The organism is Pseudomonas sp. BRG-100 (assembly GCF_000737955.1).
Classification (GTDB): domain Bacteria; phylum Pseudomonadota; class Gammaproteobacteria; order Pseudomonadales; family Pseudomonadaceae; genus Aquipseudomonas; species Aquipseudomonas synxantha_A.
Genome location: NZ_JPRX01000001.1, coordinates 25,821 through 41,326, shown reverse-complemented (window position 1 = coordinate 41,326; position 15,506 = coordinate 25,821). Strand labels below are relative to the sequence as shown.

The window sequence follows — 15,506 nt, the reverse complement described above, 5'->3', positions numbered from 1 at the left end:
CAATGGGTCGATGCAAATTACTCAATTTCTACGTCCGCTCATCACATCTTAGTCTTCCCGATCAGATGGGTTTGAGGTTCATCTTGGCTTCAAAAATCAGCAGATCGCTTTCCTCGTTGTTAATCATCATGTTCACTAGGCGAGGGCTCACTTCGATCTCGCCGCCGAGCGTCGCACGCACAGTTTCGGGGTACCGTTCGAGCATCAGATCCGCCAGGCCATGGCTGTAGCCATCGCGGATGAGCTTGATCTTGGTGTCATCCGCAGTACCGTATTTGATGAGTTTGTAGAAGCCTGGATCCAGGACACCAACCCCATTCAGCACCTCGACGAACTTGAAAATCTTGTTGTCGAAGAAATCGTTCTCGTCCTTGAGACGGACGATTGCCAGGTTAATACGCTCGCCGTCATCCTTTTGGGAGATTCTTACCCAGTTCTCGTACTTGCTGTCGCGATATTTGGTATCACCCCATTTACCCACGAATACGTGATCGCTATGGCTAGTCTCGACCAGCTTTTTCCAGTACGCGAGCGTCTGTCGGATCGTCTGCTTGACGCTGAGTTTCTTCAGCTTCCAATCCAGGATCATGGCGTAAAAATTCCGGGCAGGCTCTTGCTTGAGACGCACCAGGTCGCTGTACTCTCGGCTGTCGTCGAAGTGATCGACGAACGATTTGGAGATCGCAAGCATCAGCCTGTCAACGGTATTGATGACGCCGTTCGCCTCGATGCCTCGCCTGATCTTCCGTTCAATAGCCTGCTCCTCTGAGAACACGTCAATTTCACTGACACTGTTCGCGATGAGGAGCTTGCCCACCTGAGTAGTAACGTAACGACACTCTCGATCTTTAACCACGCCAGGATGCAGATTCTCTAGACGAGCCACGGCGTCGTCATAGAGAACCGACACCTTCCCATCGATGATCTTGGTGGCTTCAAGCAGAACGTTGCTGACAGTGTCCTTGACCACCTTTGAGACGTTGACGGATTTATCGTAGAAAGTCTCAAGCGCTGCATTTTCGCGTGTGTAGCCATTTACGCCCAACAGGTAGATGCTGGACTCCAGCTTTCTCAACGCAGCCTTAGCTCCAGGCGCAAAGACCTCACTGAACCGATTGACGCGTCCGACCAGGTTCTTGAATTGAGATGGTGTCAGCTTTTGCTTCCCTTTGAAAAAATCAAAAACGAAGAGTCGTTCGATCGGCAGGTTCACCCCTTCCAGAAGCGTGGAGTTGCAGACCAGAAACCTCATCTGCTTGGAGCTACTGAAGAGGTTCTCCAAGTAAAGACGGATGGTGTCAGGGATCGAACCATGGTGGTACATAACGCCTTTGCGCAGGCAGCCGATCAGTTTGTAGCGTCGGTCAAAAAGCTCTCCTAGCTCGGCACAGGCCGTCTGGATCAGCGGACAATCTACGGGCGGCAGCACGGCTGCCAGTTCAACCGCAAATGACTCAATGCTTTTCTTCCTGTTGCCGTAAACAATGTTTTTGGACAGTGCTTCGCCTTTGATGAGCTCGAAGCAGTTTGCATACCTCCGATCGAACTCCATCCAGTCATTCAGGAAATGGTCATAGAGCTTGAGCTTCGTCTGGCCCCTCCCTCCCCTAAAATCCCTGATGTAGAAGCGCTCAGACTTGATGTACTCGTCGATCTTGAATCCGCTCGGGATCATGTCCAGGAAGCGCACACGGACGTTGAGTTCATCGCATAGGAAGGGAGTCAGGAACTTGAATGATGTTTCCGGATTACGAGCCCCCAGGATGCACAGCATGGCAGCCAGTAACTCACTTCTGCGGTCGCTCTGCAGCAGGTTGTGGGCCTCGTCGACGAAGACCATATCGAAGCTCAGCCCGGCGTTCTCGTTCAAGAGCCTGTTGAGCCGCTCCTGGGTCAGGACAAATGCCCTGTTCTTTCGCTCAACCGAATACATCTCGGGATGGGTCACCACCTTGCCCAACCCCTCAATGTCCGCGTAGATCAACCGCTTTTTCGTCTGGGCCAGCAGAGCCTTAGAAGGCACAAGGATCAGGATGCGCTGCCCTGGATTTTCCCTCACCGATTGGATGATGAGCTCAGATTTACCGTAACTGGTCGGAGCAACCACGACTGACGACTTACGGTACTCCGACTGAACAAATGTCCGCAGGGCATCCTGTTGCTCAGTCAGCACGATGCCTTGATCACGGAAGGTATCGATGTAGCTGCCCACGATGTTTCGGATGAACGACTCGCTGCGGTGATCATCCTCGGAAAAGTAGCTGCTGATTACTGCTGAGACAGGGTGAAGACCACTGTTGAGTGCTACATCGTACAGCGCCTGGTACTGACCCGAAGCGTTACCGTAAAACAGGATAATGCGGTAGCCGAGACGTCGAATTTCGAGGGTCTTGTGGTTAAGGAGCAGCACGGCGATCGCCAAAAGTTTCACAATCTCTGTGTTACCCAGTTCGTCTCCCTTGAGGAGTTGGAAATACAGATCCTTGAACTTGGTGTTGCCCAGTTTCCTGATAGTCAGCTCTTCCATGCTACTGCTCCGCCTCCTGCCTCAAAAACTCTTCCAGCTTTTCCATGGTGCCTTTGTGGAGGGACAGCACCCACACCGTTTTGAACACAGCTTCAGCTACCAGCTTGGTGGTGAAATTTGACACGGTATTTTCGGCGATAGCCTGGGACACTTCGCTGAACAGGGCAGAGACCAGAAACACATTGTTGTCCGAAGCACTCGCCCCGTCTTCTTCAGCCAAATCACCTTCCATCTCCAAGATCTCAATAACCGAGTCCCGGTAATTAGCTTTGTTGTGGATCGCATTTTTCGCGGCATTTATCGCATTGAGCCAGTGATTGAGCTCCGGCTCAGCCAAACGCCTCTTGAGGTCATCCCGAGCCAAACGCAATTGAGCACTTGTGGCCGAGCAAGAAGTCTTGTCCGCCCCTCTGCCGCCCGACTTGACCTCGGTGATCCAGACGTTGTTGGTTGAGGTCTCGTATAGGAGGAGATCGAAGCCCTTCCGGATACTCTTCTCTTCCATATTGAAGAACGGGGAGACCACATCGAAGTTGGGGAAGAGCTTCAGAATGATGACGTGAGACAGGAGCTCACCCAGCATACCAATCCGGGTTTCCCAAGTTTTCTTGGAATAGCGCTCGTTCCAGAAGTGCTTAATCGTCGCAGGGTATTTGTAGATCGCCCTGTCCTTGCTGGCCTGATCAGCACCATGGCAGATACGGGTGAGGTTTTCCCTCAGCGCGAGCTTAAGCTCATCAGAAAAATTCTCGACACAACACAGGGCATACTGATCTACCTGCTTGAAGCTCACGCCATCCATAACACTTCCTACAAACACTAAACCGCAGAATCCTCTTGCGGTTGCTGCGCGCGATCAATGATCCCGCCCTGATTAAGGGTAGGCACCAGCTGAGCAGCTGTGCGCGCGAGTGAGATCTGGTCAGGGATGACCGATAGCAGCACTCTGCCAGCGTTACCGCAAGTTAGCGTGATTGACGGGAGCGGTAAACAACAACGGAGACAATTTTTGGTGCAAATCGTCGGAGGTTGCGCAATGGCTGTATAAGTATCCAGATGTTCGCAGATCAATCAGCGTCGGACTGAAAGATTCGCAGCACCGTAGACAGCTCTATCCGACGTCGCTGGTAATTCCCGACTGAGAGGTAGGCAATGCGAGCCCCCCTCCCTTCACTTATGAACTACTGAAAGCCATCTGAATCCATCTGGCTCTGCCGGAGATCGCCATTCGCGAACCTGATGCACTGGGGGCAAAACTGGGGGCACATTTGAATTTTTTCCGCCTGAAAATACCGTCCTAGAGCCCAGTCAAAATGTTTTTCGGGGATCCGGATAGCCTCTAGCAAGAGTCGGCTTGATATGCACTCGCTGTGCAACGAAAAGACAGCGACCCAGCGTCACGCTTGAATCCAGACCTGTGCAGGCCTACCCTGCACGCGTCGAACAATCACCCAACACGTCAAGGAAGACTTCAAATGTGGGATGGCAGCGTTACCTTTGGCGACTCGTGGGCCGGCTACATTGGCCGTGCGGATCAAAACACTGCTCACTCCCATGTCGCCATCCAACTGTGCATCGGCGTAGGTCACCCCGCCACCCTTGAGTTGCCCGGAAGGGTGCTGCGTGCGGCAGGTGTGATCATCGGTCCCAACGTCGAACACCGTGCCGTGGCGGAGAGTCATCCGGTAGCGTTTTTATATGTCAGCCCGGACACGGCGTTGGGCCGTGCACTCAATGCGTTGCTCCAGGACGATGGCATCGCCCTGGCCAGTGATGAACTGCTGACGTGCTTTCGCCGTAGTACATCCCTGTCGCACTTTGTCGATGCCCTCTCGCGTTTGCTGGCAATTACCCCGCCGATCGACCATAGGCTCCACAAAGCCCTGAATATTTTGCGCCTGGACCGCGACGGCCCAGGTTGCGTCAGTCGCGCTGCCCAGGCGGTGGGGTTGTCCAGCCCCCGGTTGCGCTGCGTCGCCACCCACCAGATGGGTGTTTCCCTCTCCCAGTGGATCATCTGGAACAAATTGGAACGGGCCTCCAAATCCCTGGCCGGCGGTTCGACGTTATCGGACGCGGCCGCCGACGGCGGTTTCTCCGACCAGGCGCATCTGGCTCGCATGATGCGCCGCATGATTGGCATGACGCCGCGCACCGCCGCTGAGGTTTTGCGTAAGACAAGCGTTTCGTTCAAGACGCACTGATATCAAAACGCCAATATCGATCGCATCTTATTCGCGACAACGTTAAGCGCTGATCACCTCCTCCCAGAGCACCTCAGCGCCGCCGAAAGTGAATAGAAGAGTGTTCGCCCGGGGCATCTGTGCCTGCAATTCGGCGAAACGCACCATGAATTCTTTCGATGAATCCGCAGGATGCGCCCTACATGTCAGCACAGCAAAAACTAACCGTCCTTCTCACTGGAGGCTCAGGGGTGCTCGGTGAGTCACTGATCGACTGCCTGGCAGAGGACTTTCACCTGGTCTGCCTGGCGCGCAAAAGCCGTATCCGCGATCCCCGAGTGGAAGTGCTCAAGGGTGATATTTGCAGCGCTGACCTGGGCTTGGCCTGCGACGTTTATGCGGCGCTGGTTGAGCGTGTCGACTGGGTGATCCACGCCGCGGCAGTGACGCGCCTGGACGGCGATATCGATCAGATCTTTTCGGTGAACTACCTTGGCACCGAAAACGTCGTGGCCTTCGTGCAGCAAGCCAAGGTGCCGCTGTATCACATCAGCACCGCCTTTACCCACCCTTGCGACTATTACGAAGGCGTGCAAGCGGAAACGCCATACGAAGTCGCCAAGCGCCAGGCCGAAACCCTGGTGCGCTCGGCTGGCATCGATGTGTCGATCTTTCGTCCGTCCATCATTATCGGTGACGCCAGCACCGGGCATATGCCCAACTTTCAGGGTTTCCATATGACCATGGGGCTGATGATGTCTGGCGTACTGCCCATCGTACCCTGCCCGCCTGCTGGCTATGTCGACCTGATCGCCCGTGACGTCGCGGCCCGAGCGATTGCCAACGCGCTGCACCAGCGTTTGATCGGCGACGACTACTTTCTCACCAGCGGCCCACAGGCTCTGGATCTGACGGGGCTGCTGGACCTGATGTGCCAATCCATGGAAGCCCAGATGCAACCCTTCACACGGCCACGCTGCATGGCGCCGGATATTTACGAACGGTTGATCCGCCCGGTATTTCTGCCGGCGCTGAGCGGCAATATCCAGGCTGCCCTGACCCGTGCCACTCAGTTGTGCCGCTATGCCTGCCTGCGCACGCCACTGCCCACTTCATTGCCACAGTTACTCGGTGAGCCGGCGTTCAGCCAGCGTGATGTTGGCCGCGAGTTGCTGCTGTCGCTCAACCACCTGGCACCCAAGCTGGGGGCACTGACGCGCATGCTCAAGCAGCCGGTGACACCGAACACAGAAGTGAGCGTGGCATGAATCCGACAGTCATCGAACCCACCCTCGACGCCGCACAGGTCGACCAATACCTGCGTCAACACGTCAACTCGGGCTACGCACGCCTCGCTTCGCTGATGAACCTGCCGATCGAGCAATCCAGCCGTGGCGTCTATATCTACGACGAGCAAGGCCGTCAATACCTGGATGCAGGCGGCTATGGCGTGTTTTTCCTCGGGCACGGCCACCCGGTCGTCGTGGAGGCGGTTACTCGGCAACTGCAGCAAAACGCTTTGGCCAGCAAGTTGTTGCTCAACCCGCAACAGGCCTTTGCAGCACGTGCCCTGGCAGCGCAGTGCCCGGGCGACCTGGACTATGTGTTCTTTTGCAATTCAGGCGCCGAGGCCACCGAAGCCGGCTTGAAGCTCGCGCGCCTCAACGGTTGCCGTCGTACGCTGTCGACCTTCGGGGGTTCCACGGCAAGACCCTCGGCGCCCTCGCCGTCACCGGCCGCGAGAGCTACCGAGAACCCTTCAATGGGTTGCTCAGCGACAGCGAGTTCGTGCCGTTTGGCGACAGCGTCGCACTTGAGCAGCAACTACGCGCATCGCCGGACAAGGCCTGCGTGATCCTCGAACCGATCCAGGCCGAAGCGGGAGTCATTCTGCCGCCATCGGGTTACCTCAGGCGTGTGCGCGAGCTGTGCAATCAGTATGGCGCCGTGCTGATTATCGACGAGATCCAATCTGGCCTGGGCCGCACCGGCTATTGGTGGGGCTGTGACCAGGAACAGGTGGTGCCCGACATCATGCTGGTAGGTAAAAGCCTGTCCGGCGGTTGCGTACCGGTGAGCGCCATGGTCGCCAGCGCCACGATCTATGCGCCGTTCAATCGCAACCCTACGGTCCACACCTCGACCTTCGGCGCCAACCCGCTGGCCATGGCGGCCGTGCAGGCCACGCTGCAAGTGATGGTGCAAGAAGACCTGGTCGCGCGTGCCCGGTTACTGGGCCAGGACCTGCACGCCCGCTTCAGCGCGCTGTTGCAACAAAGAGGTTGGGCCGAACGTGTGCAACTGCGCAGTGCGGGTTTGCTGTTGGGCTTTGAGTTCGCCGAGGCCTCAATTGCCGCCAACATGGTCATGGCCCTGATCGAGCAACGCATCATTGTGTGCCACTCGCTCAATGATCACCGAGTGATAAGGCTGACGCCGTCGCCATTGCTGACGGCCCAGGATTGCAACTGGTTGATCGAAGGCTTCACCCAGGCACTGACCACTTCGATGCCATCCCTTTAAATGGAGTTTTCCCCCATGCAAGAAGTCAACGTGCAGGCCCATATTCCCCATGCCTGCGCTGATGAAGTATTTGCGGTGATCAGCGATTTCAGCAATTACGTCGAGCTCTGCGAGTCGGTGCGCGATATCAGCATCAACAAGGTCAGCGACCAGGTGTCGTTTACGTCCTGGGAGGTCAACTTCCACAGCGGCATTCTCAAGTGGCAGGAGCGTGACACCTTCAATGCCGACACCCGGGAAATTCATTTCGAGCAGATGGCCGGCGACGTCGATCACTTCTCCGGCACCTGGCACGTCTTGCCGGACGGCAAGGACGCGATCATCTCCTTCAAATCGCGCTTCGACCTGGGCCTGCCGATGCTCGCGGACATGCTCGACCCTGTGGCCAAACAAGCCATCCGGGACAACATTCACTCGATCATCACCGGCCTGTTTCCGGCGAGCTACTTGAAGGCCTGAACCATGTCACTGTCGTTACTGAATCGCTCACGCGATCTGCTTCAACGCTACGCCCCTGGTTTTGACGAGCGTCTGGCGGCCATTCCTCCGGCCCAGCGTGAGGCGCCACAGAGCGAGGTCATCGCCCTGTTCAAGCAACATGGCCCGGTGGGTTTGCTGGTCAACCGCGAAGCCGGCGGGCTGGGCGCGAATATCCTCGACGCGGTGCATGTGCAGATCGCCCTGGGGGCCCGCTCGCCCTCGCTGGCAGTGGCCAGCACCATGCACCAGTTTTCCGTGGCGAGCTTATTGGCACTCACGCAGAACGGTGGCGGCGCCGAAGGCCTGTTGCTGGCTGCCGTCGCACAAAAACGCTTGTTGCTGTCTTCGGGGTTTGCCGAGGGCACCAGCGGAGCGGGCATTCTCGACTCGGCCATGCAAGCGGTGCACACCCCAGAGGGGGTGTTACTCAGCGGCAGCAAGAAGCCCTGCTGCCTCGGACAGTCGATGGACTTGCTCACCGCCAGCTATATCCGCCAAACCCCTGGCGGCGAAGAGCTGATGGTCGCATTGATTCCGGCCACTGCGCCGGGCATCAGCCGTAATCCCTTCTGGCAGAACAGCGCCTTGGCCGGCGCTGAAAGCATCGAAGTGCGCCTCAACGAAGTGCTGGTGCCCGAGCGCATGGTGTTTTCCGCCGGTTACACCCACCAGCTGGGCGACGTGCAAACCGTGGGTTTTATCTGGTTCGAACTGTTGATTTGCGCATCCTATGTGGGTGCCTGCGCCGGCCTGATCGAGTCGGTCACAGACGCCGCCCGCTGGACCGCGCATCACCGCGTGGACCTGGCAGCCGACCTGCAATTGGCGATCAGCGCGCTGGAAGGCGCGGCCCTGGATATCGAGCGCAACCCACAGGACTTGCCTAACGTGCTGGCCCGTCTGCTGCTGGTGCGTTACGGCATCGAGCAACGCCTTGCCCAGCTCTCCGACCAGGCTCACGCCATGTTGGGCGGGATGGCGTTCATCACCAGCAACCTGAGCTCCAACGGGTTGATGGCCTGCCGCGGTCTGCAATTTCATCCACCGGCCAGGATCTCGATGGCGACCAACCTTGACACCTACTTGTCCGCATCAACCTTCAGCATGACCGGAGCGCACTCATGAATCTGCTCGGAAAAACCATTGTTATCACCGGCACCGCGCGCGGCCTGGGTTTCGCAGCGGCCTGCAAACTCAAGCAACTGGGCGCCACCGTGATTGGCCTTGACATCCTCGCACCGCAAGACAGCAGTCTGCTGGACGCGTTTTATCAAGTCGACCTGTGCGACCGCCACGCCGTGGCCAACGTGATCAGCGCCATCAGCACCGATTTCGGCGACATCGACATTCTGGTCAATAACGCCGGCACCCTGACGCTGGAACGCGGCGAAACCGGCGTCACCGATGAGGTGACCCGCGCAGTGGATGTCAACCTGTTCGCGCCTTGGCAACTGACTTCGGGGTTCCTGCCGGGGTTGCTGCGAAAGCGCGGCAAAGTGGTCAACGTGTCCTCACTGTTCGCGCTGGTGAATGCACCCTACGTGGCCGCCTATGCTGCGAGCAAACGTGCGCTGAGCGCTTATTCGGATGTGCTGCGTATGCAGTATCGCGGGGAACTTGACGTGGTCACGGTGTACCCGGGGTTCATCGACACGGCGATCCACTTGCCCGCGCAGCGTGTGGGCCTGTCGGTCAAACGCCTGGTGACCTTCAAATGGGGTGACAAGACCCTGCTGTCCCTCGAAGAAAAGCTGGATGCCGCCGCGAACGGCCTGGTACGTGCCTGCCAGAAAAATGGCCTGCGCAACCGGGGGCTGACGTTCATGGGCACGCTGGCCATGTATACCGCACGCAGCGTGCCGAGCGTGGTGGATGGCTTTATCGCCATGCGCCTGCGCACGCTCACGCGCGGCGGCCACCTGGTGCTCAACCCTGAACTGATCGAGTAAGCCGTCGCCAATGGCCAGCCACCTGCACCCCAAGCCCCAGGTCCGTCTCGACCGTGCCTTGTTCAAGGCCCGGCCGAGGGAGTCCTTGCTGATCATCGCCTACGCCTTGAGCCTGTACCTGTTGCCACTGGCACTGTTTGTGTGGGTGACGACCACAGCTTCCACCCTGTGGACGCTGGTGTGTTTGCCGTTGGTGGTATTGGCGGGATACGGGTTATTTCTGCAAGCGATCCTTGGGCATGAAGGTTTCCACTTCAACCTGAGTGCGAACCCCATGCGCAGTTGCTACCTGGGCATTGCCACCAGTTCGCTGCTGCCGGGGTTCTGTGTGACCGGTTACTTTGTAGACCATTGGCAACACCACCGTTACAGCAACAGCACGAAGGACCCGGACTACCGGCTCTTTTCGCGTTACCACACACTGGTAAGCCGCATCACCCTGTCGCGCTTGATCGCCACCCTGCGTTATCTGCAGACCACCTGGCGCCTGGCGTTCGGGCCATTGGGCAATCCCTCGGCGCTGCCGTTGAGTTCAGCCCAGGTGCAATGGCTGGCGCGCTGCAATATCGCCTGTCAGGTTGTATGGCTCAGCCTTTATGGGCTGGCCATGTGGCTCATCGACGGGTTGCTGCTGGGGTTTTCCTTGAGCCTGGCGGTGGCGTTCATGCTGTCGGCGGTCAATGCCTATCAAGAACATGCTTTCGACGCAGGCCCGCACTTGCCGCCAGCGCGTTCACGCACTTCGCGCCTCAACACCTGGCTGCACGCGGGTTCGAACTTTCACCTGGAACATCATTTTTACCCCGCGGTGCCTTGCTGGCGACTGCCCAAGGTACACCGTCAACTGCTGGACGCGGGGTGGTACGAAAACCGGCAATACCTGCTGGAAAAGCACTTCGTGCGGTCTTTCCGGTATGCCACCGGGCGCCACCCCTACCGTACAAACACGGTAAACGACACACACCCTTAATTTCCGCTGGATTTTCTGCCTGACCCTTCAGGCCGCAGGAGCACGCATGCCTTTTGATATCGATAGCCACATTGAAACCGAGCGCGAGCAGCTGTTCAGTCACCCCTTGTTCGCCAGTATCCGCACCGTAGAAGACGTGCGCACCCTGATGGAATTTCACGTGTTCGCCGTCTGGGACTTCATGACCTTGCTCAAGCGTATCCAGCGCGACCTCACCTGCGTGGAGTTGCCCTGGGTACCGCCGGTACACATCACCGCCGCCCGCCTGATCAACGAAATCGTGGTCGGTGAAGAGACCGACGAGCATCCCGAGGGCGGTTTTATCAGCCACCTGGACCTGTACCTCGCGGCCATGGATGAAATCGGCGCCGACAGCAGCGTATTCCGCCGCTTCCTGGCCGCTATCCAGGCCAAGGTTCCGCTGGCCAAGGCGCTCAACCACGGAGAGATTCCAACGGCGGCCAAAGTGTTCATGTGCCAGACCCTCGATATTGCGCAACACGGCAGCACCGAAGCGGTCCTGGCGTACTTCTTCTTCGGGCGTGAAGACATTATCCCCGACATGTTTGGTCGCCTGCTGTCGCAATGGTCGGTCAGTGAAAGCGAGGTACCGATGCTCACGTATTACTTGAAGCGCCACATCGAGATGGATGGTGACGATCACGGCCCGGCGGCCAAACGCATCATCGCCGAAATCGTCACCAGCCCCGCGCAACACCTGCACATGGTCGAGAGTGCGAAAACCGCAATCAACTCACGGATTGACCTGTGGAATGGCGTGCATCAGTTCCTGCTGGACAAGGCTCAGCCGACGGTGAGCCGTCCTGCGCGGGAGGTCCACACCGTTTCTGAGCCTGCTTGACCTCAACGTGCATCGACAGGGAGTACCACATGACCAAAGGCAAGTTGATAAAACTGACGCTGTGCGGCGTCGTGGTCGGCGGGTTGCTGATACTGGGCTGGCAGCGCTGGCAGTATTCCAGCACCTACGTGAGTACCGACAACGCCGAACTCGACGGGGTGATCATCCCGGTACGGGCCAAGCTCTCGGGCGTGGTGATCAGTGTGCCGGTGGTGGACAACGTCACGGTACAAAGCGGCGACCTGCTGTTTCAGATCCGCGACAGTGAATACCGCTACCAGCTGCAGCAGCGCGAAGCACAGTGGCAAGCGCTGCTCGCCGCCGCCGGGCGCGCAGGCGTGCCGGGGGCGCTGGACAGCCAGGTGCTCGGTGCAGTGGCCATGCGCGAGGCCGCGCAAGCGGCCCTGGCTCAAGCGAGCGCCAACCTTGAGCAAGCGCGTAACGACTACCAGCGTGCCCGTCGCCTCGGCGCTCAAGGCGTGCTGAGCACCCAGGACCAGGAAGTGGCCAAGGCGCGTTTCGATGCCCTCAGCCATGCCCAGGGGGTAGCGCGCAGCAACGCCCAGGCCGCGGCCCAAAGCACCTTGGCCAACAAGGCCGAACTCAAGGTGCAGGACTATCGGATCGCGGCCGCGCAAGCTGAGCTGGAACAATCCAGGATCCAGCTCAACGACACCCGCCAGACCGCGCCGTTGCGCAGCATTGTCTCGAAAAAAGAAGTGGAGCCTGGCCAGTTTGTGGTCGCCGGCCAAAAGCTCATGAGCCTGATCGCCACCGAACCGCTGTGGATTACCGCCAACTTCAAGGAGACCCAGGTGGGCCGCGTGCGCGTCGGCCAGAACGCCCGAGTTACCGTGGACGCCTTCCCCGGGCACGCCTTCGACGGCGTCGTCGAAAGCCTGGCACCGGCCACCGGGGCGAAATTCTCATTGCTGCCCCAGGAGAATGCCACGGGCAACTTCACCAAAGTGGTGCAGCGCGTGCAGGTGCGCATCGCGCTCAACGCTGTGCCGGATGACTACAAGTCGCTGTTGAGCCCGGGCATGAGCGCGTTCGTCGAAGTGGCCGCACCTGACGACGCCGGCCAGACGCTATGAGGTCGCCCTACCTGATTGCGTTTACCGTCACGCTGGTCTCGATGATGGAGCTGCTCGATGTCACCATCGTCAACGTCGCGATTCCCAGTCTGATGGGCACCTACGGGGCGTCGGTGGATGAAATCTCCTGGGTCTCCACCGGTTATGTGGTGGCCAACGTGGTGATTCTTCCGGTCAGTGGCTGGCTATCGGCGTGGTTCGGCCGGCGTACTTATTACCTGGTCTCTACTGCGCTGTTCGTACTGGCATCGTTGGGTTGCGCGATGTCTGCCGAACTCTGGCAACTGGTCGCGTTTCGGGTGCTGCAAGGCCTGGCGGGCGGCGGGTTGCTGGGCATTTCCCAGGCCATCATCTACGACGTGTTCCCCAAGGAAAAAGTCAGCAGCGGCATGGCGTTGTACGGCGTGGGGGTGATGATGGGGCCAACCCTCGGCCCGACCGTCGGCGGCTACCTGATCGACACCTTGTCGTGGCACTGGATCTTCTTGATCAACTTGCCGATCGGTGCCGTGGCCTTGTTGCTGTGCTGGCTGTGTATCAACGACTCGCCCAACGAACAAAAACCTTCCAGCGTCGACTACAGCGGCTTCTGCTTGCTGGCTCTGGGCGTCGGCAGCCTGCAGATCCTGCTGGAGCGCGGCGAACACTGGGACTGGATGGCGTCCAACTGGACCGTAGCCTGCCTGTTGCTCAGCAGCTTCAGCCTGGTGGGCTTCTTCTGGTGGGAGCGGCGTGTGGCCAACCCAATCGTTAACGTCGCACTGTTCCAGAATCGCGAGTTCCTGATGGGATGCATCTGTGCATTTTGTGTGGGCTTCGGGCTGTACAGCACGTTGTTCATGGTGCCGCTGTTCTTGCAGACCTTACTGGCGCAGAGCGCTTACCAGAGCGGGCTGGTGATTTTCCCCGGGGCAGTGGCCAGCGCCATCAGCACCTTGGTGATCGGCAAGCTGTCCCAGGAAAACAAGATCGACGAGCGCGTGTTCGTCACGCTGGGCATCGTCATGTACTGCTATGCCATGTTCCTGCACACCCAGTTCACCCTCGACAGTAACCCGGACACGCTGTACTGGCCCTTGGTGATCCGCGGCCTGGGCCTGGGCATGATCTTCGTGCCGCTGACCAACCTGGCGATGCGCCGCCTGCCGCTGACATTGATCTCCGGTGCTTCAGGCGTACTCAACCTGATGCGCCAGTTGGGGGGCAGCGTGGGTATCGCCATCGCAGCCACCCTGCTCACACGGTTCTCGTGGGAACGCTACCGCCTGCTTTCCGAACATGTCACCGAATCGAGTCTGGTTGCCAGTGGCTGGGGAGGCGTGGAAACCGACCCGCTGTTTCTTTCCCTGGGCCTGGCGAGCCATCAACAAGCCCTGGCCCTGATGCCCTACATGCAAGCACGCGAACAAGGGCAAATGCTGGCGTTCAGCATGCTGTTCGGCACCTTGGGAGCGGTAATGGCCATTGGTATTCCCATGGTGCTGATGATGCGCAGAAGCCACATCAGTCGATAAATCTTTAAGTGGAGCACACCCCTTGCGTATTCCAGGCCTGCATCTCAACACCGCCCCCCTGCTCATGCCTCTGTATTGGCTGGCACTCGCCTGCGCGCCCACCCAGGTATCGGCAAATGACTTGTACCACCTGTACCAGAAGGCACTGACCCACGACATGCAGTTCGCCGCCGCACAGGCCCAGCAATTGGCCACGGCAGAAAAGGAACCGCAAAGCCGTGCCAACCTGCTGCCAGACCTGTCTGTCACCGGCGGCGCGGCCTGGGTCGATGCCGAGGACTCTTCCGATTATCATCGCAATCGCAATAACACCAACGCCTACGCGGTGGTCCTCACACAGCCGCTGCTGCGTTGGCAGAATGTGATCGCCCACGACCAAAGCAAACTGTTGATCAGCGCCAGTGAACTGCACACTGAACAGGCGCGCCAAGCGCTGATGCTGCGCGTTGCCCGCGCTTATTTCGACGTGCTGCTCAATCAGGAACTGTTGAGCACCCGCACACAACAGCTACAAACCCTGCGCGAGAGCCAGACGCGCAGCCAGCGACTGCTGGCCGACGGGGCTACCACCGCTAACGCGCTCGCGCAGGTTCAGGCCAAATACGACCAGGCATTCGCCGAACAGATTGCCGCCCGTGGTGCATTGGACATCGCCAACGAAACACTCACCCAATTGACTGCCGCACAGGTGGGGCCGTGGTCAGGCAAAGAGCCGCAGTTCAGTGCCCCGGTGCCCGCTGTCATCGATGATTGGGCCACGACCGCGCAACAAGGCAACCTCGCCGTACAGGCGGCGCAGATTGCCCAGCGCCTGGCCGAAATGGACATCGACAAGGAACGGGCCGGCCATTTGCCCACCCTTGATCTGATCGCCGCCCATGGCCGCTTCGCCTCTGTCGGCGGTGATGTATACGATGTGACGTTACCGGAAAATCGCTATAACCAGACCGTGGTCGGGGTCAAACTGAGCGTTCCGCTCTACAGCGGTGGCCGCACCAGCAGTCGCGTGCGCGAAGCCCATGCACTGCAAAGCAAGGCAGCGGACGAAGTCGAAGACGCACGCCGCAACGCCGGGATGAAGGCCCGTCAGGCCTACCTGCAAGTCACCAACGGCATGAGCCAATATCAGGCACTCAAGCAGGCCTTGAACTCCAGCCAGATCAACCTCGCCGCCGTGACCCACGGCTTCGAAGCCGGTTCCCGCATCAACACCGACGTACTGGATGCCCAACAGAAAGTCACCGATACCCAACAACGCCTGGCCCAGCAGCGCTATGCCATTCTAATGGCCCAGTTGCACCTGTTGGCATCCACCGGCAACCTGAGCGACGCGCGCCTGCGTGAGGTCAGCCGTACACTGAACTGACGCACGGATGAATGCGCTGATATTCGCTCAACGTG

13 protein-coding genes and 1 pseudogene are annotated in these 15,506 nt (G+C 58.8%); 12 read left to right on the top strand and 2 right to left on the bottom strand.

Features of this window, described 5'->3' with window-relative positions; all coding sequences use genetic code 11:
• Positions 1-61: 61 nt before the first annotated feature.
• Together JH25_RS26550 and JH25_RS26555 are read right to left on the bottom strand one after the other, a co-directional pair.
• A complete protein-coding gene (locus tag JH25_RS26550) occupies positions 62-2,527 on the bottom strand; it encodes a DEAD/DEAH box helicase (RefSeq protein ID WP_032875179.1) in 2,466 nt (821 codons plus the stop codon).
• Between the two features lies 1 nt (position 2,528).
• A complete protein-coding gene (locus JH25_RS26555; RefSeq protein ID WP_032875176.1) occupies positions 2,529-3,329 on the bottom strand; it encodes a hypothetical protein in 801 nt (266 codons plus the stop codon).
• Between the two features lie 673 nt (positions 3,330-4,002).
• Between JH25_RS26555 and JH25_RS26560 the strand changes: the two genes are divergently transcribed.
• The 12 genes and pseudogenes from JH25_RS26560 (at position 4,003) to JH25_RS26605 (ending at position 15,471) form a co-directional block, all read left to right on the top strand.
• Complete coding sequence (locus JH25_RS26560; protein ID WP_032875173.1) at positions 4,003-4,731, top strand: helix-turn-helix domain-containing protein; 729 nt, start codon at positions 4,003-4,005, stop codon at positions 4,729-4,731.
• Positions 4,732-4,913: 182 nt separating this feature from the next.
• Complete coding sequence (locus tag JH25_RS26565; RefSeq protein WP_081883348.1) at positions 4,914-5,978, top strand: SDR family oxidoreductase; 1,065 nt, start codon at positions 4,914-4,916, stop codon at positions 5,976-5,978.
• Positions 5,975-6,325 (top strand): annotated as a pseudogene (locus tag JH25_RS29180) (aminotransferase class III-fold pyridoxal phosphate-dependent enzyme); the annotation flags it as partial. The gene JH25_RS26565 and the pseudogene JH25_RS29180, both read left to right, overlap by 4 nt.
• Positions 6,292-7,233, top strand: coding sequence for an aspartate aminotransferase family protein (locus tag JH25_RS0126715; RefSeq protein WP_268872671.1), 942 nt, complete (start codon positions 6,292-6,294; stop codon positions 7,231-7,233). The pseudogene JH25_RS29180 and the gene JH25_RS0126715, both read left to right, overlap by 34 nt.
• A gap of 15 nt (positions 7,234-7,248) precedes the next feature.
• Positions 7,249-7,692 carry a type II toxin-antitoxin system RatA family toxin gene (locus JH25_RS26570; RefSeq protein WP_032875168.1) on the top strand — a complete coding sequence of 148 codons (444 nt, stop codon included), beginning with the start codon at positions 7,249-7,251 and terminating at the stop codon, positions 7,690-7,692.
• A gap of 3 nt (positions 7,693-7,695) precedes the next feature.
• Positions 7,696-8,838, top strand: a complete 1,143-nt coding sequence (locus JH25_RS26575) for an acyl-CoA dehydrogenase family protein (RefSeq protein WP_032875165.1) — start codon at positions 7,696-7,698, stop codon at positions 8,836-8,838.
• Positions 8,835-9,662, top strand: a complete 828-nt coding sequence (locus tag JH25_RS26580) for an SDR family NAD(P)-dependent oxidoreductase (protein ID WP_032875162.1) — start codon at positions 8,835-8,837, stop codon at positions 9,660-9,662. Before JH25_RS26575 ends, JH25_RS26580 begins: the two co-directional genes overlap by 4 nt.
• Before the next feature lie 10 nt (positions 9,663-9,672).
• Positions 9,673-10,632, top strand: coding sequence for a fatty acid desaturase family protein (locus JH25_RS26585; RefSeq protein ID WP_032875159.1), 960 nt, complete (start codon positions 9,673-9,675; stop codon positions 10,630-10,632).
• 46 nt (positions 10,633-10,678) lie between these two features.
• Positions 10,679-11,494, top strand: coding sequence for a DUF3050 domain-containing protein (locus JH25_RS26590; RefSeq protein WP_032875157.1), 816 nt, complete (start codon positions 10,679-10,681; stop codon positions 11,492-11,494).
• Positions 11,495-11,523: 29 nt separating this feature from the next.
• Positions 11,524-12,591 (top strand): HlyD family secretion protein, encoded by a 1,068-nt coding sequence (locus JH25_RS26595; RefSeq protein ID WP_032875154.1) that lies wholly within the window; start codon positions 11,524-11,526, stop codon positions 12,589-12,591.
• Positions 12,588-14,105 carry a DHA2 family efflux MFS transporter permease subunit gene (locus JH25_RS26600; protein ID WP_032875151.1) on the top strand — a complete coding sequence of 506 codons (1,518 nt, stop codon included), beginning with the start codon at positions 12,588-12,590 and terminating at the stop codon, positions 14,103-14,105. Before JH25_RS26595 ends, JH25_RS26600 begins: the two co-directional genes overlap by 4 nt.
• Before the next feature lie 22 nt (positions 14,106-14,127).
• Positions 14,128-15,471 carry a TolC family outer membrane protein gene (locus JH25_RS26605; protein ID WP_032875148.1) on the top strand — a complete coding sequence of 448 codons (1,344 nt, stop codon included), beginning with the start codon at positions 14,128-14,130 and terminating at the stop codon, positions 15,469-15,471.
• Positions 15,472-15,506 lie beyond the last annotated feature (35 nt).

Excerpts from the sequence above, each read along its gene's own strand:
- JH25_RS26595 (WP_032875154.1), top strand. The coding sequence starts at position 11,524 with ATGACCAAAGGCAAGTTGATAAAACTGACGCTGTGCGGCGTCGTGGTC.
- JH25_RS26550 (WP_032875179.1), bottom strand. The coding sequence starts at position 2,527 with ATGGAAGAGCTGACTATCAGGAAACTGGGCAACACCAAGTTCAAGGAT.
- JH25_RS26590 (WP_032875157.1), top strand. The coding sequence starts at position 10,679 with ATGCCTTTTGATATCGATAGCCACATTGAAACCGAGCGCGAGCAGCTG.
- JH25_RS26580 (WP_032875162.1), top strand. The coding sequence starts at position 8,835 with ATGAATCTGCTCGGAAAAACCATTGTTATCACCGGCACCGCGCGCGGC.
- JH25_RS26565 (WP_081883348.1), top strand. The coding sequence starts at position 4,914 with ATGTCAGCACAGCAAAAACTAACCGTCCTTCTCACTGGAGGCTCAGGG.
- JH25_RS26560 (WP_032875173.1), top strand. The coding sequence starts at position 4,003 with ATGTGGGATGGCAGCGTTACCTTTGGCGACTCGTGGGCCGGCTACATT.
- JH25_RS26585 (WP_032875159.1), top strand. The coding sequence starts at position 9,673 with ATGGCCAGCCACCTGCACCCCAAGCCCCAGGTCCGTCTCGACCGTGCC.
- JH25_RS26555 (WP_032875176.1), bottom strand. The coding sequence starts at position 3,329 with ATGGATGGCGTGAGCTTCAAGCAGGTAGATCAGTATGCCCTGTGTTGT.
- JH25_RS26575 (WP_032875165.1), top strand. The coding sequence starts at position 7,696 with ATGTCACTGTCGTTACTGAATCGCTCACGCGATCTGCTTCAACGCTAC.
- JH25_RS26600 (WP_032875151.1), top strand. The coding sequence starts at position 12,588 with ATGAGGTCGCCCTACCTGATTGCGTTTACCGTCACGCTGGTCTCGATG.
- JH25_RS26570 (WP_032875168.1), top strand. The coding sequence starts at position 7,249 with ATGCAAGAAGTCAACGTGCAGGCCCATATTCCCCATGCCTGCGCTGAT.